The following is a 22,412-nucleotide window of genomic DNA, read 5'->3' on the forward strand; positions in this document are numbered from 1 at the left end:
CCGTTCGTAGCGGTTCGCTTCGGTAGCTTGATTTTCTTCTCATAAATACTCATCATAAATGCTCATTATTGGAACTTAACAAATATTACAAATTATTGAAATTTACCTGCTCTTTCCCTAAAAATTTTGGTATTTTAACGATTTCTATATTTGTAGTATTTGCGTGTGAAACAACGCGCATTCATCCGCTCAGTTGCATTGCAAACAGTCGCAACCCAGTAAATTTGTTTGATGATTTCCTGCTCGCTTGGTTTGGCGCGTGGATACTCAAGAGATAAGATGATTTCCAGTGGGTGGCAATAACAAAGCTCTGCTATTTCAAGACACTTAGCTACAGGTAGTCTTAAACGCTCTTTTCTGTACTGCGAGATTGTTGCGGTGGTAACTTGCCAATATTTTGCCAGTTGATAATCACTTTTGAAGTTTTTACGTTTCTTGAACGTGTCTAGCCAGTTGTTTATGTTTTGCATAAAAAGACACCTGAGTTTTATTTTTGCTATGCGCAATAATAATGCTTAGGTGTCTTTTTTTGTAGTTCGCAAATGCTAACCATGCAGCCCAAATCTGAGGGCGTGGGCAGCCGTAGGCTGCTCCGCCCTTTCCTTGTTTAAGATATAACAACTCAATCGATACTATTTTTTGTTTTTTTGGGCTGCTGCTCTTATGTAATCTTCTTCGGTTATTTTTTCTATCCCTTTCAAGATAAGTAAATTCAAAATTTCTGTTTCTTTGAAACCTGTTTTTGTCGTAATGATTGCTCGCGTGAACTGCTCTTTTACTTTTTCCCATGTTGGGTCTTGAATATGTTTACTAGGCATTTTTTGCTAACTCCGCTCTGTTTGATTTCTAAATAATATTTTTTCTGCGTTTCTGTGTAAATATTTTCTTGACAACTTAGAAACTAAGTTTGTATTATTCGCGACAAATATATTTTCTAAGAAAATAGTTTCATGTGAAACATTAAACAAGGCAAGGTTTAATTATGGCTAGTTCTACAGCTAAACCAGCTTTTGCGCTGGTTGAGAATATTCAGTCGTTTATCAGTTATTTCGGCATTCAGAACTGTGGGTTTCTGACGCTCACTTTTTCCGATGACGTTAAATGTGTGTATGAAGCTTCTAAACGCTTTAACAGCTTCAGAACGAATTTCTTAACGAAAGTTACGCTTTCTTATATCGGGGTTTACGAACGACACAAATCAGGTCGCATTCATTTTCATTTTGTCGTGGCGTTTCCTGAGAATGTGCTTTTTGAATATCGTAACGGTGTTCAAGTGATGTTCAATCACGATGAAGTAAAACAACGTAATTACAAGAGTGCTAACAAATATCTGCGCTCTATGTGGAAACTGTTTCGTGAGTCTGTGCCTAAATATGGGTTCGGGGAACGTGGTTCGCAAATCCTTCCTATTTACAGTGAGAAAGGCATTGCGCGTTATCTTGCTAAATATCTGACTAAGGGCATGATTGATAGACAACCACGCGATAAAGGTTTTCGGTTAGTACGTTCTACTTCAGGCAAGAAGGCGTTGTTATGGAAACAAGTTTCAGGCTCGTTTGCTTGGAATGCGGATAGTTCCAAAGAATGGCGTAAAGCGTTGGCTTTTCATATTCTTGAGAAGTCGAATATTGCAAAGTTCCGCTTAAGCCGTGTAACGGATTTTTCAAGAATGGGCGATAAATTTAAGACTGCTCTTGAGAAACTGGCTGTAATGAATAGCACGAATTACAGCAAGATAATGGGCTCGCTGTATGGCTCTAATTGGTGCTACAAACAAAAGGATTTAATTTGGGACGATTATCAGAAGTTTAAAGAAAGAATTGAACGCGGTGAACCGTTGGTTTTCCATTACTGGGAAATGGGTTTACAGCAGTATGAGCGCGTTTCTTATGATTTTTTGACTGGTAAAGTGAGTTCTTTATGATAATTTTTTTGTGTTTTGTTTTATTTGAATATGTTTTGATTTTTTAGTTTAAGTTTTTTTTAGTTTAAGTTTAAGGATTTTTTGATTGTGTTTAAAGTGAATGGTTTTATTTTGGGTGCGGACTCTTTGACTAAAGGTAAAGAAGGTAAGCATTTAGACCTTTGTGTTTTGCATTTGCTCGTCCCTTCTGTTAATGGCTTTGTGCCATATAACTGTTTTTTCGGCGTGGCTCGTGATGCCGATGGCATTAACTCGCTCGTTCGAAATAATGGCGGTAATCCAGTTGCAGCTACTTTTGATTTTGCGTTTTCTACTTTCAACAATCAGACAAATTTCCGTTTAATGGGGTATTTGCCTGCTTCTGTTCCTGCCGCTAAGTAGTAGAAATTAGGGGTTTTAGGCGTTTTTCCCCTGCGCTTTGCGCTCTTGCCGTAAAAAATGCCAAAAATTTGCCGCGCGGAAAGCCCGCGCCGTGTGCGGGAAACCGCGCAAAAATTTTGGGCATTTTATGGGCTGTCGCGCTTGCCTCTGAAAGTGCGGTTTTTATCTTCAATTTTTTTGTGAAAGGTCTATGACTATGAACGTAAAACAAAAACTGATTGCTGTTGCTGGTAATCAAAAAGCTAAATTGGCTGCGGTTGGTACTGCTGCCCTTGCAGTGTCTTCAGGCGCGTCGGCTGCTATTCCTCCTGAAGTAACTAAAGCGATTACTGACGGTTTTGCCGATGCTCAACTGGTTGCTTATGCAATCTTGACTGGTTTGGCTGTTATTTACGGCATCTCTTTGGCTAAACGCTTGCTGAAATAAAATAGTGGGAGTTTTTGCGTGGGTTATCAAGTCGGTAACACTTGCTATTCTTCTCGGGAACTTGCGGAGAATGTTTTATTTTCGCAAGTTCCGCCAAAAATTACCGAGAGCGGAATTGTGCAAGTGAAATTTGTGAATCATCGTTGGGAATTTCAAGGGCAAGTTTTAACGTCAAATTTACCGCAATGCTCTGAGACTGAGAACTTTAAAAACGGTTATGAATTTGCGCTGCTTTTTTTGCCAATGGTTGTTATGCTGGTTTGTATAAAATTTGTTTCTCGCCTATTTACTATCGGTCATTGAAATGTTTGATTTCTATTTTTTTTCAGGGGTCGCACAATGCGCTATTCTAATTTACTTCTTGTTGCGGCTTTAATGCCGCTTTTTTTATTCCGTCCTGCTTATTCTTTTGTTCCTGCTGTTCCTCTTCCTCCTGTTCCTGTTGTTCCTGCTCCTATAGGTGGTGGGGTGATTCCTGGAGATATTATTCCAGGTTCCTCTGGTTCTGGTGGTAAATCAGATATTTCTCTAGATTGTTATTTAAATCTTACTTGTGCGGTTGTTGACTCTGTTAGAAATGCAATGCGCGGTTCTAATAGTTCAGATAGCTCTAATAATTCAGTTGGTTCGGGTTCTGCTAATTCGAGCGGTTCTAACAATTCAGGAGGTTCTACACCTCCGCCATCTACGGGTAATGGTTCGGGTACTAATGGCGGTTCAGGTAGTAGCGGTTCGGTTGATGCTACTGCTTCGGCTGCAATTATTGCGTGGCGTGATAAATGGGTACACATTTTTAATAGTATGAATGAAGAAGCTAAATCAATTAAAGACGGTCTGGCAAGAGATTTGGTTTGGTGTGCTAATGTTTATCAGTACGGTTCTGATGCTCATGCTGAATGTTCTGAATATAAACGTAAGCTTGCTAATGATGAGTTAGAGCGTTTGCGACAGAGAATAGATAAAGCTAAGGAACTTAAAGACAAGGAGTTTCAAGAGTTGCAAAAGAAATTAAATGTTAATGTCTCGGTCGGAACGCCGAATGTAAATGTTACTGGCGGTGGCGTGGCTGCTGGCGTGGCTAATGGTGGTAATAATCAGGCTTGTAAAATTAATGGCGTGTGGATGCCGTGTAGCGGTGTTGGTACAAGTAATAATCCCGATTTAAGCGGTTTGGGTTCGGGGGTTGAAGGCATTGCTGGTACAGGTTCTAACTCATCTGCTGGTTCTAATGCTGGTTCTAATACGAATGTTAATAACAATACTGCAACTAACACAAATACTAATACAAATATTAGTAATTCTAGTGCTTCAACGAATAGCAGTGTTCATTCTACAGCTTCAAATTCTACAGTAAATAATATTACAAATAACTACGGCATTCAGGAATTGCCTAAGACAGAAAGCATGTCTGATTTTTGTAAGGCTCACCCTAATTCTGGTTCTTGTGTTGAATGGTCTGATGATGGGTTAAAAAGTGCCTCTGCTGCTTCTTCAACTTCTCTTCAGTCTAAGGTCATTAATATTCGTCCGAGTGGATTTTTTACTGGCTCTATCAGATATGGTTGTCCTAAGCCTGAAGAGGTAAAAATGAGGGTAGGTAATTTCTCTTTAGCTTATGACGGTCTTTGTGAGTTTGCTAGTCGTATTTCTCCCTTTGTGATTATTACTTTTTATATTCTGACTGCGTTTTCTGTTTTGAAATTTGTGAGGAGATAAAACCATGGCTTTGCCTCTTATTCCGATTATTTCGACGGCTATTGTTACAGCTTTGACTTCATCTGTCGGCAAATTAGCTATTCAGGCTTTAACATCTATTGGGTTCGGTTATGTTATGTATCAAGGTTTTGATGTTTTAATGATTGAGCTGAATGCCAGGGTTTCGAAAGGATTGAGTGATATTCCGTATAGCTTATTAGCTTTGTTGAGCATAAGCGGTTTTTTGGACGGTATTCAAATTATGCTGGGTGGCATGGGTGTTGCGGTGTCTTTGATGATTACGCAAAGAATGGCGTTTTTCGGAGTGGATAAATGATTTATTTAATTACTGGCGGCATGGGTACGGGTAAGACTTCTTTAGCCGTTGAAATGATTTTAAATAATTATGAAGGATTGTTTAAAATTGAGAGTGAAGATGGTACGCTCATAGACCGCCCTCTATACTTCTGTCATATCGATGGATTAGATGAACAGAAATTTAAAGCGCACAGAATTACTGAACAAGAAATACAGTCTGCGCCGTTGAATGAAATTTTGCCTGAGGGTTCTGTACTATTGATTGATGAATGTGATTACACTTATCCGCTCCGCTCTTCAGCTCGTGCCGTTCCGCCTTATATTCAGACATTAAAAGAATTGCGACACGATGGGTTTACTCTCATTCTTATGACGCAGCATCCTAGTATGGTGGATAAATATATTAGACAGCTCGTTAATAAGCACATTCATCTTGAGCGCAAAGCGGTTGGTACTAAACGCTATGAGTGGTATCACTGCGAAGAGAATTTAAATGTAACTACATTCGCTTCGTCTATTGAGCAATTTTATAAACCATCTGCCGAAGCACAAAAATATTTTAAATCCGCTTCTAAACACGTGAAGTTTAAAAAAAAGCTACCTTGGGTTTTGAAGCTATTGCCAGTCGGAGCTCTGGTGCTTGTCTTTTTGGTGTTTCGAATTATTAACGGTTGGCAGAATAAGGCTGATACGCTGAAGGGGGCTATAGCAGCAACTGAAACAACAATCAGTCCAAAGACTGAGCCGTCCGCGTCCTCGCCTGTTTCAGCCCTTGATTTCAAGGGGGGAACTAGAGGAACGGAAGGACATGCTTCGGAGGTGCTTGGGGTTGCGGTTGCTGACTATGTCCCGCGTATCCCGTCTTTGCCTGAAACTAAACCAATCTATGATAGGTTAAGAAGACCTGTGAATATGGAAACAGTAGCAGGTTGCGTTAAAAGCAAAAATAGCTGTAATTGTTACACCGAACAGGCGACTAAAGTTTTTGTAAGTAAGGAAATGTGTGCTTACTGGGCTGAGAACGGAATATTCCAAATTTATAAAAAACATGGATAACACGCAAGTAGCACAATCTGCTGCCCCTGTTGCCTCTGTATCAGGACAATAGATTTGAAGCGTGGGGTTCAAAAAAAGACCCAGCCCAAGCGGGGCTTTTTTTGTTTACCTGAGCGGAGAACGGTTTTTTTATTTGTCGTATCAGTCCAATGAGTTTTCGCTTAGGGGTTATGCGTTCGTAATCGCAAAAAAGTGAGCACAGTCAAGGTCGCTGTGGCGTTCATTTTAACCTTGACTGTGCTCACTTTTTTGTGATTTCGTGTAGCATAATTCCTAAGCGGAAACTTGTTGGAATGATAGACAAATAAAAAAAAACCGTTCGTAGCGGTTCGCTTCGGTAGCTTGATTTTCTTCTCATAAATACTCATCATAAATGCTCATTATTGGAACTTAACAAATATTACAAATTATTGAAATTTACCTGCTCTTTCCCTAAAAATTTTGGTATTTTAACGATTTCTATATTTGTAGTATTTGCGTGTGAAACAACGCGCATTCATCCGCTCAGTTGCATTGCAAACAGTCGCAACCCAGTAAATTTGTTTGATGATTTCCTGCTCGCTTGGTTTGGCGCGTGGATACTCAAGAGATAAGATGATTTCCAGTGGGTGGCAATAACAAAGCTCTGCTATTTCAAGACACTTAGCTACAGGTAGTCTTAAACGCTCTTTTCTGTACTGCGAGATTGTTGCGGTGGTAACTTGCCAATATTTTGCCAGTTGATAATCACTTTTGAAGTTTTTACGTTTCTTGAACGTGTCTAGCCAGTTGTTTATGTTTTGCATAAAAAGACACCTGAGTTTTATTTTTGCTATGCGCAATAATAATGCTTAGGTGTCTTTTTTTGTAGTTCGCAAATGCTAACCATGCAGCCCAAATCTGAGGGCGTGGGCAGCCGTAGGCTGCTCCGCCCTTTCCTTGTTTAAGATATAACAACTCAATCGATACTATTTTTTGTTTTTTTGGGCTGCTGCTCTTATGTAATCTTCTTCGGTTATTTTTTCTATCCCTTTCAAGATAAGTAAATTCAAAATTTCTGTTTCTTTGAAACCTGTTTTTGTCGTAATGATTGCTCGCGTGAACTGCTCTTTTACTTTTTCCCATGTTGGGTCTTGAATATGTTTACTAGGCATTTTTTGCTAACTCCGCTCTGTTTGATTTCTAAATAATATTTTTTCTGCGTTTCTGTGTAAATATTTTCTTGACAACTTAGAAACTAAGTTTGTATTATTCGCGACAAATATATTTTCTAAGAAAATAGTTTCATGTGAAACATTAAACAAGGCAAGGTTTAATTATGGCTAGTTCTACAGCTAAACCAGCTTTTGCGCTGGTTGAGAATATTCAGTCGTTTATCAGTTATTTCGGCATTCAGAACTGTGGGTTTCTGACGCTCACTTTTTCCGATGACGTTAAATGTGTGTATGAAGCTTCTAAACGCTTTAACAGCTTCAGAACGAATTTCTTAACGAAAGTTACGCTTTCTTATATCGGGGTTTACGAACGACACAAATCAGGTCGCATTCATTTTCATTTTGTCGTGGCGTTTCCTGAGAATGTGCTTTTTGAATATCGTAACGGTGTTCAAGTGATGTTCAATCACGATGAAGTAAAACAACGTAATTACAAGAGTGCTAACAAATATCTGCGCTCTATGTGGAAACTGTTTCGTGAGTCTGTGCCTAAATATGGGTTCGGGGAACGTGGTTCGCAAATCCTTCCTATTTACAGTGAGAAAGGCATTGCGCGTTATCTTGCTAAATATCTGACTAAGGGCATGATTGATAGACAACCACGCGATAAAGGTTTTCGGTTAGTACGTTCTACTTCAGGCAAGAAGGCGTTGTTATGGAAACAAGTTTCAGGCTCGTTTGCTTGGAATGCGGATAGTTCCAAAGAATGGCGTAAAGCGTTGGCTTTTCATATTCTTGAGAAGTCGAATATTGCAAAGTTCCGCTTAAGCCGTGTAACGGATTTTTCAAGAATGGGCGATAAATTTAAGACTGCTCTTGAGAAACTGGCTGTAATGAATAGCACGAATTACAGCAAGATAATGGGCTCGCTGTATGGCTCTAATTGGTGCTACAAACAAAAGGATTTAATTTGGGACGATTATCAGAAGTTTAAAGAAAGAATTGAACGCGGTGAACCGTTGGTTTTCCATTACTGGGAAATGGGTTTACAGCAGTATGAGCGCGTTTCTTATGATTTTTTGACTGGTAAAGTGAGTTCTTTATGATAATTTTTTTGTGTTTTGTTTTATTTGAATATGTTTTGATTTTTTAGTTTAAGTTTTTTTTAGTTTAAGTTTAAGGATTTTTTGATTGTGTTTAAAGTGAATGGTTTTATTTTGGGTGCGGACTCTTTGACTAAAGGTAAAGAAGGTAAGCATTTAGACCTTTGTGTTTTGCATTTGCTCGTCCCTTCTGTTAATGGCTTTGTGCCATATAACTGTTTTTTCGGCGTGGCTCGTGATGCCGATGGCATTAACTCGCTCGTTCGAAATAATGGCGGTAATCCAGTTGCAGCTACTTTTGATTTTGCGTTTTCTACTTTCAACAATCAGACAAATTTCCGTTTAATGGGGTATTTGCCTGCTTCTGTTCCTGCCGCTAAGTAGTAGAAATTAGGGGTTTTAGGCGTTTTTCCCCTGCGCTTTGCGCTCTTGCCGTAAAAAATGCCAAAAATTTGCCGCGCGGAAAGCCCGCGCCGTGTGCGGGAAACCGCGCAAAAATTTTGGGCATTTTATGGGCTGTCGCGCTTGCCTCTGAAAGTGCGGTTTTTATCTTCAATTTTTTTGTGAAAGGTCTATGACTATGAACGTAAAACAAAAACTGATTGCTGTTGCTGGTAATCAAAAAGCTAAATTGGCTGCGGTTGGTACTGCTGCCCTTGCAGTGTCTTCAGGCGCGTCGGCTGCTATTCCTCCTGAAGTAACTAAAGCGATTACTGACGGTTTTGCCGATGCTCAACTGGTTGCTTATGCAATCTTGACTGGTTTGGCTGTTATTTACGGCATCTCTTTGGCTAAACGCTTGCTGAAATAAAATAGTGGGAGTTTTTGCGTGGGTTATCAAGTCGGTAACACTTGCTATTCTTCTCGGGAACTTGCGGAGAATGTTTTATTTTCGCAAGTTCCGCCAAAAATTACCGAGAGCGGAATTGTGCAAGTGAAATTTGTGAATCATCGTTGGGAATTTCAAGGGCAAGTTTTAACGTCAAATTTACCGCAATGCTCTGAGACTGAGAACTTTAAAAACGGTTATGAATTTGCGCTGCTTTTTTTGCCAATGGTTGTTATGCTGGTTTGTATAAAATTTGTTTCTCGCCTATTTACTATCGGTCATTGAAATGTTTGATTTCTATTTTTTTTCAGGGGTCGCACAATGCGCTATTCTAATTTACTTCTTGTTGCGGCTTTAATGCCGCTTTTTTTATTCCGTCCTGCTTATTCTTTTGTTCCTGCTGTTCCTCTTCCTCCTGTTCCTGTTGTTCCTGCTCCTATAGGTGGTGGGGTGATTCCTGGAGATATTATTCCAGGTTCCTCTGGTTCTGGTGGTAAATCAGATATTTCTCTAGATTGTTATTTAAATCTTACTTGTGCGGTTGTTGACTCTGTTAGAAATGCAATGCGCGGTTCTAATAGTTCAGATAGCTCTAATAATTCAGTTGGTTCGGGTTCTGCTAATTCGAGCGGTTCTAACAATTCAGGAGGTTCTACACCTCCGCCATCTACGGGTAATGGTTCGGGTACTAATGGCGGTTCAGGTAGTAGCGGTTCGGTTGATGCTACTGCTTCGGCTGCAATTATTGCGTGGCGTGATAAATGGGTACACATTTTTAATAGTATGAATGAAGAAGCTAAATCAATTAAAGACGGTCTGGCAAGAGATTTGGTTTGGTGTGCTAATGTTTATCAGTACGGTTCTGATGCTCATGCTGAATGTTCTGAATATAAACGTAAGCTTGCTAATGATGAGTTAGAGCGTTTGCGACAGAGAATAGATAAAGCTAAGGAACTTAAAGACAAGGAGTTTCAAGAGTTGCAAAAGAAATTAAATGTTAATGTCTCGGTCGGAACGCCGAATGTAAATGTTACTGGCGGTGGCGTGGCTGCTGGCGTGGCTAATGGTGGTAATAATCAGGCTTGTAAAATTAATGGCGTGTGGATGCCGTGTAGCGGTGTTGGTACAAGTAATAATCCCGATTTAAGCGGTTTGGGTTCGGGGGTTGAAGGCATTGCTGGTACAGGTTCTAACTCATCTGCTGGTTCTAATGCTGGTTCTAATACGAATGTTAATAACAATACTGCAACTAACACAAATACTAATACAAATATTAGTAATTCTAGTGCTTCAACGAATAGCAGTGTTCATTCTACAGCTTCAAATTCTACAGTAAATAATATTACAAATAACTACGGCATTCAGGAATTGCCTAAGACAGAAAGCATGTCTGATTTTTGTAAGGCTCACCCTAATTCTGGTTCTTGTGTTGAATGGTCTGATGATGGGTTAAAAAGTGCCTCTGCTGCTTCTTCAACTTCTCTTCAGTCTAAGGTCATTAATATTCGTCCGAGTGGATTTTTTACTGGCTCTATCAGATATGGTTGTCCTAAGCCTGAAGAGGTAAAAATGAGGGTAGGTAATTTCTCTTTAGCTTATGACGGTCTTTGTGAGTTTGCTAGTCGTATTTCTCCCTTTGTGATTATTACTTTTTATATTCTGACTGCGTTTTCTGTTTTGAAATTTGTGAGGAGATAAAACCATGGCTTTGCCTCTTATTCCGATTATTTCGACGGCTATTGTTACAGCTTTGACTTCATCTGTCGGCAAATTAGCTATTCAGGCTTTAACATCTATTGGGTTCGGTTATGTTATGTATCAAGGTTTTGATGTTTTAATGATTGAGCTGAATGCCAGGGTTTCGAAAGGATTGAGTGATATTCCGTATAGCTTATTAGCTTTGTTGAGCATAAGCGGTTTTTTGGACGGTATTCAAATTATGCTGGGTGGCATGGGTGTTGCGGTGTCTTTGATGATTACGCAAAGAATGGCGTTTTTCGGAGTGGATAAATGATTTATTTAATTACTGGCGGCATGGGTACGGGTAAGACTTCTTTAGCCGTTGAAATGATTTTAAATAATTATGAAGGATTGTTTAAAATTGAGAGTGAAGATGGTACGCTCATAGACCGCCCTCTATACTTCTGTCATATCGATGGATTAGATGAACAGAAATTTAAAGCGCACAGAATTACTGAACAAGAAATACAGTCTGCGCCGTTGAATGAAATTTTGCCTGAGGGTTCTGTACTATTGATTGATGAATGTGATTACACTTATCCGCTCCGCTCTTCAGCTCGTGCCGTTCCGCCTTATATTCAGACATTAAAAGAATTGCGACACGATGGGTTTACTCTCATTCTTATGACGCAGCATCCTAGTATGGTGGATAAATATATTAGACAGCTCGTTAATAAGCACATTCATCTTGAGCGCAAAGCGGTTGGTACTAAACGCTATGAGTGGTATCACTGCGAAGAGAATTTAAATGTAACTACATTCGCTTCGTCTATTGAGCAATTTTATAAACCATCTGCCGAAGCACAAAAATATTTTAAATCCGCTTCTAAACACGTGAAGTTTAAAAAAAAGCTACCTTGGGTTTTGAAGCTATTGCCAGTCGGAGCTCTGGTGCTTGTCTTTTTGGTGTTTCGAATTATTAACGGTTGGCAGAATAAGGCTGATACGCTGAAGGGGGCTATAGCAGCAACTGAAACAACAATCAGTCCAAAGACTGAGCCGTCCGCGTCCTCGCCTGTTTCAGCCCTTGATTTCAAGGGGGGAACTAGAGGAACGGAAGGACATGCTTCGGAGGTGCTTGGGGTTGCGGTTGCTGACTATGTCCCGCGTATCCCGTCTTTGCCTGAAACTAAACCAATCTATGATAGGTTAAGAAGACCTGTGAATATGGAAACAGTAGCAGGTTGCGTTAAAAGCAAAAATAGCTGTAATTGTTACACCGAACAGGCGACTAAAGTTTTTGTAAGTAAGGAAATGTGTGCTTACTGGGCTGAGAACGGAATATTCCAAATTTATAAAAAACATGGATAACACGCAAGTAGCACAATCTGCTGCCCCTGTTGCCTCTGTATCAGGACAATAGATTTGAAGCGTGGGGTTCAAAAAAAGACCCAGCCCAAGCGGGGCTTTTTTTGTTTACCTGAGCGGAGAACGGTTTTTTTATTTGTCGTATCAGTCCAATGAGTTTTCGCTTAGGGGTTATGCGTTCGTAATCGCAAAAAAGTGAGCACAGTCAAGGTCGCTGTGGCGTTCATTTTAACCTTGACTGTGCTCACTTTTTTGTGATTTCGTGTAGCATAATTCCTAAGCGGAAACTTGTTGGAATGATAGACAAATAAAAAAAAACCGTTCGTAGCGGTTCGCTTCGGTAGCTTGATTTTCTTCTCATAAATGCTCATTATTCGAACTTAACAAATTATAGATAATGTTGCATTGATTTTAGTGATTCTTTAAGTTCGTTTTCTAAAATACATCTAAATAACTATTCAAATACATCTTTATACCTAATAAATCTGCGCTTTATAAGCATAGCTGAAAATCAAAATACCTTTTAAAATCCACGAACTTCATTTTTGCAACAACCATAAGAAAAATATCATGAGCCACTTCTTAGATAGATTAACTTTCTTCAAGCAAAAGCGCGAAGAATTCTCTAACGGACACGGCGTTTTGACCACCGAAGACCGCGCCTGGGAACAAGCCTACCGCAGCCGTTGGCAACACGACAAAATCGTCCGCTCTACTCACGGCGTGAACTGTACAGGTTCTTGCAGCTGGAAAGTGTATGTGAAAAACGGTTTGATTACTTGGGAAACCCAACAAACCGACTACCCACGCACTCGCCCAGATTTGCCAAACCACGAACCACGCGGTTGCCCACGCGGTGCATCTTATAGCTGGTACGTTTACTCTGCTCAACGCGTGAAATACCCAATGATGCGCGGTGTTTTGGCAGAAATGTGGCGCGAAGCTCGCAAAACAAAATCTGCCATTGAAGCATGGGAATACATCACAACCGACCCAGAACGCGCTAAATCTTACAAATCTCAACGTGGTTTGGGTGGTTTCGTGCGTTCAACTTGGGACGAAGCGTATGAAATGATTGCTGCGGCAAACGCGTATACAATCAAAAACTACGGCCCTGACCGCGTGGTAGGCTTCTCCCCTATTCCTGCGATGTCTATGATTAGTTACGCGGCTGGTGCGCGTTACTTAGGCTTGATTGGTGGCGTGCCATTGTCATTCTACGACTGGTATTGCGATTTGCCGCCTGCAAGTCCACAAATTTGGGGCGAACAAACTGACGTTGCTGAATCTGCCGACTGGTACAACGCCAACTATTTAATGGTTTGGGGTTCAAACGTGCCAATGACGCGCACACCTGACGCGCACTTCTACACCGAAGTTCGCTACAAAGGTACGAAAACTGTAGCTGTATCGTCTGACTTCGGCGAAATGGCGAAATTTGGCGACATCTGGTTAGCACCGAAACAAGGTACTGACGCAGCGTTGGCTATGGCAATGGGTCATGTGATTCTGAAAGAATTCCACATTGAAAAACCGTCTGCGTATTTCACGGATTATGTGCGCCGTTTAACCGATATGCCAGTATTGGTACGCTTGCAAGAAAAAGACGGTAAATACATTCCTGAATACTTCTTGCGCGCATCGCAATTAGACAATAACTTCGGGGAAGACAAAAATCCTGATTGGAAAGTCTTGGCGGTTGATGAAAACACAGGCAATTTGATTGTGCCTAATGGTTCGGTTGGTTTCCGTTGGGACGGCAGCCAAAAATGGAACTTGGAAAGCAAAGCACAAGGCGCAGATGTTCAGGCTGCCTTAACTTTGAAAGACAAATCTGACGATGTGGTACAAGTTGGTTTTGCTTACTTCGGTGGCGAACACGACGAACTGATTTACCGTAAAGTGCCAGTGAAAAAAGTGAAATTGGCTGACGGCGAAACCGTTTTGGTGGCAACTGTATTCGATTTGATGATTGCAAACTACGGCGTAGAACGTGGTTTGAACGATGAAAATTGCGCGAAAGATTACAGCGAAGACAAACCTTACACCCCAGCTTGGCAAGAAAAACACACTGGCGTGAATCCTGAAATGGTTGTCCGTGTGGCGCGTGAATTTGCTGAAAATGCTGACCAAACGCAAGGTCGCAGCATGGTGATTGTGGGTGCGGGTTTGAACCACTGGTATCACATGGACATGGCTTATCGCGGCATTATCAATATGTTGATGATGTGTGGCACGATTGGTAAATCAGGCGGCGGCTGGTGCCATTATGTGGGTCAAGAAAAATTGCGCCCACAAAGCGGTTGGACACCTTTGACATTCGCGCTTGACTGGCATCGCCCTGTTCGTCAAATGAACGGCACTTCATTCTTCTACGCGCACACAAGCCAATGGCGACATGAAAAATTGGGCGCGGACGAAATTTTAGCCCCAACTGCTGATGGCGAAATGGCGAAAATGTCGATGATTGACTACAACGCCAAAGCAGAACGCATGGGCTGGCTGCCATCTGCACCTCAATTAAGCACCAACCCATTGGATTTAGTTGCACAAGCGGAAGCGGCTGGTAAAGACCCCGTAGAATTTACGGTAAGCAGCCTGAAAAACGGTAGCTTGGATATGGCGTGTAACGACCCAGATAATCCACAAAACTTCCCACGCAATATGTTCGTGTGGCGTTCAAACATCTTGGGTTCGTCTGGTAAAGGTCACGAATACTTCTTGAAATACTTGCTTGGCACACAAAACGCGGTGATGAGCGATGAAGAAGATTGCATTACGCCAACTGAAATCAAAGTACGCCCTGCTGTTGAAGGCAAATTGGATTTGATGACGGTGTTAGATTTCCGTATGTCCACAACTTGCTTGTACGGCGACATCGTATTGCCGACTGCAACTTGGTACGAAAAAGACGACTTGAACACGTCTGACATGCACCCATTCATTCACCCATTGTCTGAAGCTGTAAACCCATTGTGGCAAAGCAAAACAGACTGGGAAATCTATAAAGGTTTGGCGAAAAAATTCAGCGAAACCGCAAAAGATTACTTGGGTGTACAAAAAGACATCGTATTGACCCCCTTGATGCACGATAGCCCACAAGAAATGGGTCAAGCATTCGACCCGAAAGACTGGAAACACGGCGAATGTGAACCAATCCCAGGTAAAACGATGCCCGCGATGACGGTTGTGGAACGCGACTACGGTGCGATTTACGAAAAATTCACGTCTATCGGTCCATTGTTGGAAAAAATCAACAACAACGGTAAAGGTATGACGTGGGATACGAAACACGAAGTTGAGTTCTTGCGTAAATTGAACGGCGTACAAACCGAAGGCGTGGGTAAAGGTCAGCCAAAAATTGAAACAGCGATTGACGCTGCGGAAATGATTCTGACGCTTGCACCTGAAACCAACGGACACGTTGCCAAAAAGGCATGGGAATCTTTGGGCAAAGCCACAGGTCGCGACCATACGCATTTGATTAACGCGGCAGAACACACGCAAATCCGTTTCCGCGATATTCAAGCGCAACCACGCAAAATCGTTACTTCGCCCATTTGGTCTGGTATCGAAAGCGAAGAAGTTTGCTACAACGCTGGCTACACCAACGTTCACGAACTGATTCCATGGCGCACAATTACAGGTCGCCAACAGTTCTACCAAGACCACAAATGGATGCGCGATTTTGGCGAAGGCTTCTGCGTGTACCGTCCTGCGGTAGATTTCAAAACCACAGGTAAACTGTTGGGCAAGCACCCAAATGGCAACAAAGAAATTACCTTGAATTTCTTAACGCCACACCAAAAATGGGGTATCCACTCAACCTACTCTGACAACTTGCGTATGCTGACTTTATCGCGCGGCGGCCCACATGTTTGGATTTCTGAAATTGACGCGAAAAAAGCAGGTATCGTGGACAATGACTGGGTTGAGGTGTTCAACGCGAACGGCGCGATTGCCTGCCGTGTGATTGTGAGCCAACGTATTCCTGAAACGATGATTTTAATGTATCACGCACAAGAGAAAATCGTGAATACGCCAGCTTCACAAGTGTCTGGTAAACGCGGCGGTATCCATAACTCGGTAACGCGCACCGTATTGAAACCAACGCACATGATTGGCGGTTACGCACAACAAGCGTATGGCTTCAACTACTACGGCACAGTGGGCGCAAACCGCGATGAATGGGTAATCGTTCGTAAAATGGACAAAGTGGAATGGAAAGACGAACCTGTTAAATAATAGGTTTTCCCATTAAATAACCTTTCAGGCAGCCTGAAAATGAATCAATCAAATATTTTAGATTGGCAAAATTTTTATGTAGAAAATGCGGATAAAGCCATTCGCACCGTGTTACATGAAAACGAGAAAACGCATTTGGTTTTGTGGCAATTACCGCAAAACACGCAGCTTTCGCCACATCGCCACCCGTTTGGCACAGATATTTGGTTGGTTTTGCAGGCAGCATGATTCTGCTAGACGATGGCAACAGCAAACGCGTGGTAAACGCAGGCGAAAATGTCGTGGTTGCGCCCATGCAATTACACGGCGCACTCAATCCGAATCAACAGGATTGTGTGCTGTTATCCATTGTCCCAGCAGGTGCTGGCTTTCAGGCAGCCTGAAAGTTTAAAAAATACAAAATCAAAAACTCAAGGAACACAACATGAAAATCCGAGCTCAAATCGGTATGGTGTTAAACCTAGATAAATGTATAGGTTGCCACACCTGCTCTGTTACCTGCAAAAACGTATGGACTTCACGCGACGGCGTGGAATACGCTTGGTTTAACAACGTAGAAACCAAACCAGGGATTGGTTTCCCAAAAAATTGGGAAGACCAAGAAAAATGGAACGGCGGCTGGGTTCGCACCAAAGAAGGTAAACTCGTGCCAAAACAAGGCGGCAAATTGAAAATTTTGTCTAATATTTTCGCTAACCCAAATATGCCGAAAATTGACGACTACTACGAGCCGTTCACTTACGACTACGAACATTTGCAAAACGCGCCAAAAATGTCTACCCCCCCTACTGCTCGTCCAATCTCTGTATTGACTGGCAAAAAAATGGACAAAATTGAATGGGGTCCAAACTGGGAAGACGACTTGGCAGGCGAATTTGAAAAACGTGCCAAAGACGTATTGTTTGAAGGCATTCAAAAAGAAATGCACTCAGCGTTTGAGCAAACATTTATGATGTATTTGCCACGTTTGTGCGAACATTGCTTGAACCCAACTTGTGTAGCTTCTTGCCCTTCAGGCAGCATTTACAAACGCGAAGATGACGGTATCGTATTGATTGACCAAGACAAATGTCGCGGTTGGCGTATGTGCGTTTCAGGCTGCCCTTACAAAAAAATCTATTACAACTGGACAAGCGGAAAAGCGGAAAAATGCACATTCTGCTACCCACGCATTGAAAGCGGTCAGCCAACGGTTTGCTCTGAAACTTGCGTAGGTCGTATTCGTTATTTGGGCGTGTTGTTGTACGATGCCGACCGCATTGAAGAAGCGGCAAGCGTTGAAAATCCACAAGATTTGTACGAAGCACAATTAGGCATTTTCCTTGACCCAAACGACCCAAAAGTCCAAGAAGAAGCATTGAAACAAGGCATTAGCCAAGCATGGTTAGACGCTGCGAAAAAATCGCCCGTTTACAAAATGGCGATGGAATGGAAAATCGCGTTCCCATTGCACCCAGAATACCGCACCTTGCCAATGGTTTGGTATGTTCCGCCATTGTCGCCAATTCAATCCGCGATTGAAAATGGTTTAGTGGGCGAAAACGGCATTATCCCTAGTGTAGATGAAATGCGTATCCCATTGCGTTATTTGGCAAACTTGCTGACAGCAGGTAAAGTTGAGCCAATCAAAGAAGCGTTGGAACGCATGATTGCGATGCGCCGCTTCAAACGTGGTCAAGTGGTTCAAGGCGAAACCTTGGAACAAACTTTGGACGGCACTGGCTTAACCCCAGCACAAGTGGAAGATATGTATCAAATCATGGCGATTGCGAACTACGAAGACCGCTTCGTTGTACCGTCTAGCCACAAAGAAATGGTTGAAAACACATTTGAAGACAAAGCGTCTTGTGGTTTCACATTCGGCAACGGTTGCTCAGGCGGCAGCAGCGAAGAAAGCCTGTTCGGCAAACGCAAAGGCACACCAATCGTATTCCACGGTTTACGCAAAGACCGCGAAGAAAACCGCGAAAAAGGAGCGCGTTAATAATGGATAACAACTTGGTTTACAAGTGGTTTTCTGCATTATTATGCTATCCCGAAGCGGATTTGATTGCGACTCTGCCCGAGTTTCAGGCAGCCTTAAACGATAGTAAATTGCTGGCAGAACATCGCGGCAATTTGCAGGGCTTTTTGAATTATTTAGGCAACCGCAGTCTGCGCGAATTGCAAGAAAACTACGTTTCGACATTCGACCGCAATCGTAATCATGCGCTGTATATTTTTGAACACGTTTACGGCGAAGACCGCGACCGCGGCAGCGCAATGGTGGACTTGTTGGAAGAATACCGCAGTCATGGTTTTGAGTTGGGCGATGATGAATTGCCTGATTATCTGCCTGCTTTATTGGAATATTTTTCACAAGTTCCCGAAGACCACGCACAAAAATTGCTGGGCGATGCGGTTCATGTGATTAACCATATTGCCAATAAACTTTCAGGCAACGAATCGCCATACGCAGCGTTGTTGAAAGCAATTGTGGCACTCAGTCCTGTTGAACCACAACCATTGATTGAGCCGCCTGTGCGCGATATGGACGAAGCTATGGAAACCTTTGGTCCTGATATGTCAGGCACTGAGCCACTGCTCAAACCTAGCATTGAAACCGTACAATTCTATCCAAAAGGCAGCCTGAAAACTGCCCAATCAGGAGCGAAAAAATGAATACTTTTCACCACTTTTTATTTGGGATTTACCCTTATATCTGTTTAGCTATTTTCCTGTTTGGCAGCTTGGTTCGTTTTGAACGTGAGCAATATTCATGGAAAAGCGATTCTAGCCAGTTGTTGTACGACGGTCAGTTGCGTTTAGGCAATATCTGCTTTCACGTAGGCATTTTGGCTGTATTCGGCGGTCACTTGGTTGGTTTGCTGACACCTTTGGCTTTTTGGGACGCAATTGGTATCAGCCACGGCGCAAAACAAATTTTTGCGATGCTGATGGGCGGTATTTTCGGCAGCTTGGCAATGTTTGGCTTAGTTTTGCTGATTCAACGCCGCTTTAAAGTGGACCGCATTTCTGCCAACAGCACTTGGCGCGACAAATTGTTGTTGATTTGGATTGCGATTACTTTAGGCTTGGGTTTATGCACAATCTTTGTGAGCATGGGTCATACTGATGGCCATGAAATGGTGAAATTCATGCATTGGGCGCAGCATATCGTTACTTTCCGTGGCGAAGCACCTGATTTCATTGAAGATGTGAACTTCTTGTTCAAATGCCATATTTTCATGGGCATGACATTCTTCGCGATTTTCCCATTCACTCGTATGGTTCACGTATGGAGTGGTTTTGGTGCATTGGCATACATTCCACGTGCATGGCAATTAGTTCGCCGCCGTTAATTCGGTTATTAAAATGCAGCCTGAAAAATATTTTCAGGCTGCATTTTCTGTTTATGCTTATACTACTTTAGTAGTAATTTAAACTAATACTAAAAAACGAAATTTTCAATCTTTCGTACAATGCTTTTCCGTCCGATATTCGCGTAACTTAGCTATTTTTTATTACAGCAATAGGTATATTGAGGAACATTCTCATGGCTACTGAAAATCAAAAGCGCTACACAGTACTCGTTTCTAGTACTTTCTCTTTCACCATGTGTTTCATGATTTGGATGATGCTGGCTGTAGTTGGCATTCCCATCAAGCAAAAGCTGGGGTTAAATGAAACTGAGTTTGGCTTTTTAGCTGCGTTGCCCGTACTATCAGGCTCGCTGATTCGTGTCCCGTTAGGTATTTGGACAGATAAATTTGGCGGACGCATTGTCATGTTCATCTTGATGCTGCTCAGTGTGCCGGCTATTTTTGCGATGCAGTTCGCGACACAATATTGGCAATTCTTAGCCATTGGCCTGATGATGGGCTTAGCGGGCGGCTCGTTCTCTGTAGGTACGCCATACGTGGCGCGTTGGTTCCCTAAAGAACAACAAGGTTTAGCGATGGGCATTTTCGGTGCGGGTAACGCAGGCAGTGCCGTAAACAAATTCCTTGCACCGTCTTTGATTGCTGCTGGCGGCTGGACGCTTGTTCCCAACGTGTATGCTGGCATTATGTTGGCAACTGCAATCGCATTCTGGTTCTTCAGTTACCATGATGACAAACACTTGGTTTCATCAAAAGTTTCTTTGAAAGAACAACTTTTATTATTGAAAGACCCAGGTGTTTTGCGTTATAGCCAATATTATTCAGTGGTATTTGGTGGTTACGTTGCCCTAGCATTATGGATGACAAACTACTATATCAATGAATACGGCTTATCTATGAAAACCGCCGCGCTTTTAGCTGCGTGTTTCTCATTACCTGGCGGCGTGCTGCGTGCAGTCGGCGGTTATTTATCCGACAAATACGGCGCGTATAAAGTGACTTGGGGTGTGATGTGGGTATTGTGGGTGTGCTTCTTCTTGCTGTCTTATCCGAATACAGACTTTGTGATTCACGGCACCAAAGGCGACATTGCATTGAATATTCACCTGAACGTAGTGTTGTTCACCATTTTGATGTTCACCGCAGGTATTGCAATGGCAATCGGTAAAGCATCTGTGTTCAAATTCGTTGCCAATGATTACCCAAGCAATATCGGTGCAGTATCAGGCGCAGTTGGCTTGGCTGGTGGCTTAGGTGGCTTCTTGCTCCCAATTATGTTCGGTGCTTTATTGGACATCACAGGCGTTCGCTCAACCACATTTATGCTGCTTTACGGTTGCGTGTGTGTTTCCCTGATTTGGATGCACTTTTCAATGAAAAGTTTAAAAGACCAATAATTTATATTTTTCAGGCTGCATAGAACTCAAAATGCAGCCTGAAACGCGATTTTTTTTCACAACTACCAGATAGGTTTAAATATTTATGTCTAAAGTTATTACCCATTGGCAGCCTGAAAACCCAGAGTTTTGGCAATCAACAGGCAAACAAATTGCCAAGCGTAATTTATGGATTTCCATTCCTGCTTTGCTGCTCGCGTTTGCGATTTGGCAAGTTTGGAGTGTTGCAGTCGTTAATTTACCGAATATCGGTTTCAAATACACAGAAAATCAACTCTTCTGGTTAGCTGCTTTGCCAGCATTATCTGGCGCAACTTTGCGTATTTTCTATTCGTTTATGGTGCCTGTTTTCGGTGGACGAAAATGGACAACACTTTCTACAGCCAGCTTGTTGCTGCCCGCAATCGGCATCGGCTATGCTGTGCAAGACCCAAATACAAGCTACACAACTATGGTTATTTTGGCTTTGTTGTGCGGCTTTGGTGGTGGCAACTTCTCGTCTAGTATGTCAAACATCAGCTTCTTCTTCCCTAAAGCGGAAAAAGGCACAGCAATGGGCTTGAATGCAGGTTTGGGTAACTTAGGCGTGTCAGTGGTTCAGTTTGTTGTGCCATTGATTATCACGGCGGGTGTATTTGGCGCATTAGGCGGCGAAGCTCAAACATGGACAAAAGGTGATGTAACCAAACAAATGTGGTTGCAAAATGCAGGTTTTATTTGGGTACCATTCATCATCTTGTCAGCAATCACCGCATGGTTTGGCATGAATGACTTGGCAGATGCAAAAGCCAGCTTTAAAGAGCAATCTGTTATTTTCTCACGCAAACACAACTGGATTATGTGCATTATTTACTTAGGCACATTCGGTTCATTCTTAGGTTTCGCGGCAGGTTTTGCCTTGCTGACCAAAAGCCAATTTAGCGGCATTGACCCAGTAAAATACGCATTTGTGGGTCCATTGGTGAGCGCCTTGGCTCGCCCAGTTGGCGGTATGTGGGCAGACAAAATCAAAAGCGGTGCGAAAGTAACTCAGCTGGTGTTCATCGGCATGATTATTTCCGTAATTGGCGTATTGTCTTTCTTGCCAACCAACGGACAAGGTGGCAACTTCTGGGGCTTCTTCGCTTGCTTCGTAGCTTTGTTTATTTTGACAGGCTTAGGCAACGGTTCAACCTTTATGCAAATTCCATTGATTTTTGCGAGCGTGCATCAAAAAATGGCAAAAGCAGGTTTAGAAACCGAAGACCAAGCACGTTTGAGCGCAAACAAAGAAAGTGCTGCAGTAGCAGGTTTTACAGGTGCATTTGCAGCTTATGGCGGTTTCTTCATTCCCAAAAGTTACAGCGTATCAACTGAACTAACAGGCAGTGTATACGGCGCGTTTATCGGCTTTATCGTATTCTATGCCATCTGTTTAGCATTGAACTGGTGGTATTACGCACGCAACGGCGCAGAAGCAAAATGCTAATGCTTCAGGCAGCCTGAAAAAAGGTG

At 42.3% G+C, this 22,412-nt stretch carries 26 protein-coding genes; 22 read left to right on the plus strand and 4 right to left on the minus strand.

The window, feature by feature from the left end; translation table 11 throughout:
- Window positions 1-134 precede the first annotated feature (134 nt).
- Window positions 135-470, minus strand: a complete 336-nt coding sequence (locus QEO93_RS02640) for a transcriptional regulator (protein ID WP_284627609.1) — start codon at window positions 468-470, stop codon at window positions 135-137.
- Between the two features lie 162 nt (window positions 471-632).
- A complete protein-coding gene (locus QEO93_RS02645; protein ID WP_085815510.1) occupies window positions 633-818 on the minus strand; it encodes a hypothetical protein in 186 nt (61 codons plus the stop codon).
- A 164-nt stretch (window positions 819-982) separates the two neighbouring features.
- On the opposite strand from QEO93_RS02645, the gene QEO93_RS02650 reads away from it, so the two are divergent.
- The 7 genes from QEO93_RS02650 to QEO93_RS02680 all read left to right on the plus strand — a co-directional run bounded on the left by QEO93_RS02650 (window position 983) and on the right by QEO93_RS02680 (window position 5,801).
- The gene (locus QEO93_RS02650) at window positions 983-1,924 is read left to right on the plus strand and encodes a rolling circle replication-associated protein (RefSeq protein ID WP_284627610.1); all 942 of its coding nucleotides are present in this window, start codon (window positions 983-985) and stop codon (window positions 1,922-1,924) included.
- 87 nt (window positions 1,925-2,011) lie between these two features.
- The gene (locus tag QEO93_RS02655) at window positions 2,012-2,305 is read left to right on the plus strand and encodes a hypothetical protein (RefSeq protein ID WP_143445701.1); all 294 of its coding nucleotides are present in this window, start codon (window positions 2,012-2,014) and stop codon (window positions 2,303-2,305) included.
- Between the two features lie 190 nt (window positions 2,306-2,495).
- The gene (locus QEO93_RS02660; RefSeq protein ID WP_284627607.1) at window positions 2,496-2,732 is read left to right on the plus strand and encodes a major capsid protein; all 237 of its coding nucleotides are present in this window, start codon (window positions 2,496-2,498) and stop codon (window positions 2,730-2,732) included.
- An 18-nt stretch (window positions 2,733-2,750) separates the two neighbouring features.
- Entirely contained in the window at window positions 2,751-3,035 is a 285-nt protein-coding gene (locus tag QEO93_RS02665; protein WP_143452861.1) for a hypothetical protein, read from the plus strand.
- Window positions 3,036-3,071: 36 nt separating this feature from the next.
- Window positions 3,072-4,448 (plus strand): virulence factor TspB C-terminal domain-related protein, encoded by a 1,377-nt coding sequence (locus tag QEO93_RS02670; RefSeq protein ID WP_085815386.1) that lies wholly within the window; start codon window positions 3,072-3,074, stop codon window positions 4,446-4,448.
- 4 nt (window positions 4,449-4,452) lie between these two features.
- Window positions 4,453-4,764: a DUF2523 family protein gene (locus QEO93_RS02675; RefSeq protein WP_032137662.1), complete on the plus strand. Its 312-nt coding sequence runs from the start codon at window positions 4,453-4,455 to the stop codon at window positions 4,762-4,764.
- Window positions 4,761-5,801 (plus strand): zonular occludens toxin domain-containing protein, encoded by a 1,041-nt coding sequence (locus tag QEO93_RS02680; RefSeq protein WP_085815387.1) that lies wholly within the window; start codon window positions 4,761-4,763, stop codon window positions 5,799-5,801. Before QEO93_RS02675 ends, QEO93_RS02680 begins: the two co-directional genes overlap by 4 nt.
- A gap of 449 nt (window positions 5,802-6,250) precedes the next feature.
- On the opposite strand, the gene QEO93_RS02685 is transcribed toward QEO93_RS02680, so the two are convergent.
- Both QEO93_RS02685 and QEO93_RS02690 read right to left on the minus strand, forming a co-directional pair.
- On the minus strand, window positions 6,251-6,586 hold the full coding sequence (locus tag QEO93_RS02685; RefSeq protein ID WP_284627609.1) for a transcriptional regulator: 336 nt from the start codon (window positions 6,584-6,586) through the stop codon (window positions 6,251-6,253).
- 162 nt (window positions 6,587-6,748) lie between these two features.
- A complete protein-coding gene (locus QEO93_RS02690) occupies window positions 6,749-6,934 on the minus strand; it encodes a hypothetical protein (protein ID WP_085815510.1) in 186 nt (61 codons plus the stop codon).
- 164 nt (window positions 6,935-7,098) lie between these two features.
- On the opposite strand from QEO93_RS02690, the gene QEO93_RS02695 reads away from it, so the two are divergent.
- From QEO93_RS02695 to QEO93_RS02765, 15 genes are all read left to right on the plus strand, one after another.
- Window positions 7,099-8,040 (plus strand): rolling circle replication-associated protein, encoded by a 942-nt coding sequence (locus QEO93_RS02695; protein WP_284627610.1) that lies wholly within the window; start codon window positions 7,099-7,101, stop codon window positions 8,038-8,040.
- Between the two features lie 87 nt (window positions 8,041-8,127).
- Window positions 8,128-8,421 (plus strand): hypothetical protein, encoded by a 294-nt coding sequence (locus tag QEO93_RS02700; RefSeq protein ID WP_143445701.1) that lies wholly within the window; start codon window positions 8,128-8,130, stop codon window positions 8,419-8,421.
- Window positions 8,422-8,611: 190 nt separating this feature from the next.
- Window positions 8,612-8,848, plus strand: a complete 237-nt coding sequence (locus tag QEO93_RS02705) for a major capsid protein (protein WP_284627607.1) — start codon at window positions 8,612-8,614, stop codon at window positions 8,846-8,848.
- Between the two features lie 18 nt (window positions 8,849-8,866).
- On the plus strand, window positions 8,867-9,151 hold the full coding sequence (locus tag QEO93_RS02710) for a hypothetical protein (protein WP_143452861.1): 285 nt from the start codon (window positions 8,867-8,869) through the stop codon (window positions 9,149-9,151).
- Window positions 9,152-9,187: 36 nt separating this feature from the next.
- Window positions 9,188-10,564, plus strand: coding sequence for a virulence factor TspB C-terminal domain-related protein (locus QEO93_RS02715; protein WP_085815386.1), 1,377 nt, complete (start codon window positions 9,188-9,190; stop codon window positions 10,562-10,564).
- 4 nt (window positions 10,565-10,568) lie between these two features.
- Window positions 10,569-10,880 (plus strand): DUF2523 family protein, encoded by a 312-nt coding sequence (locus QEO93_RS02720; RefSeq protein ID WP_032137662.1) that lies wholly within the window; start codon window positions 10,569-10,571, stop codon window positions 10,878-10,880.
- Window positions 10,877-11,917, plus strand: coding sequence for a zonular occludens toxin domain-containing protein (locus QEO93_RS02725; protein ID WP_085815387.1), 1,041 nt, complete (start codon window positions 10,877-10,879; stop codon window positions 11,915-11,917). The genes QEO93_RS02720 and QEO93_RS02725 overlap by 4 nt, the downstream gene beginning before the upstream one ends.
- A 567-nt stretch (window positions 11,918-12,484) precedes the next feature.
- The gene (locus QEO93_RS02730; protein WP_085815523.1) at window positions 12,485-16,159 is read left to right on the plus strand and encodes a nitrate reductase subunit alpha; all 3,675 of its coding nucleotides are present in this window, start codon (window positions 12,485-12,487) and stop codon (window positions 16,157-16,159) included.
- 39 nt (window positions 16,160-16,198) lie between these two features.
- Window positions 16,199-16,387 carry a cupin domain-containing protein gene (locus tag QEO93_RS02735; protein WP_085815524.1) on the plus strand — a complete coding sequence of 63 codons (189 nt, stop codon included), beginning with the start codon at window positions 16,199-16,201 and terminating at the stop codon, window positions 16,385-16,387.
- Complete coding sequence (locus tag QEO93_RS02740; protein WP_245832169.1) at window positions 16,384-16,542, plus strand: cupin domain-containing protein; 159 nt, start codon at window positions 16,384-16,386, stop codon at window positions 16,540-16,542. The genes QEO93_RS02735 and QEO93_RS02740 overlap by 4 nt, the downstream gene beginning before the upstream one ends.
- A gap of 41 nt (window positions 16,543-16,583) precedes the next feature.
- Window positions 16,584-18,143, plus strand: coding sequence for a nitrate reductase subunit beta (narH, locus tag QEO93_RS02745; RefSeq protein WP_085815525.1), 1,560 nt, complete (start codon window positions 16,584-16,586; stop codon window positions 18,141-18,143).
- Window positions 18,144-18,145: 2 nt separating this feature from the next.
- Entirely contained in the window at window positions 18,146-18,820 is a 675-nt protein-coding gene (gene narJ / locus QEO93_RS02750) for a nitrate reductase molybdenum cofactor assembly chaperone (protein WP_032137507.1), read from the plus strand.
- Window positions 18,817-19,500, plus strand: a complete 684-nt coding sequence (gene narI / locus QEO93_RS02755) for a respiratory nitrate reductase subunit gamma (RefSeq protein ID WP_032137506.1) — start codon at window positions 18,817-18,819, stop codon at window positions 19,498-19,500. Before narJ ends, narI begins: the two co-directional genes overlap by 4 nt.
- 194 nt (window positions 19,501-19,694) lie before the next feature.
- Window positions 19,695-20,918 (plus strand): MFS transporter, encoded by a 1,224-nt coding sequence (locus QEO93_RS02760; protein WP_032137505.1) that lies wholly within the window; start codon window positions 19,695-19,697, stop codon window positions 20,916-20,918.
- An 85-nt stretch (window positions 20,919-21,003) separates the two neighbouring features.
- A complete protein-coding gene (locus tag QEO93_RS02765; RefSeq protein WP_085815526.1) occupies window positions 21,004-22,386 on the plus strand; it encodes a NarK family nitrate/nitrite MFS transporter in 1,383 nt (460 codons plus the stop codon).
- Window positions 22,387-22,412 lie beyond the last annotated feature (26 nt).

It is taken from the genome of Kingella negevensis (assembly GCF_030177895.1).
Classification (GTDB): Bacteria; Pseudomonadota; Gammaproteobacteria; order Burkholderiales; family Neisseriaceae; genus Kingella_C; species Kingella_C negevensis.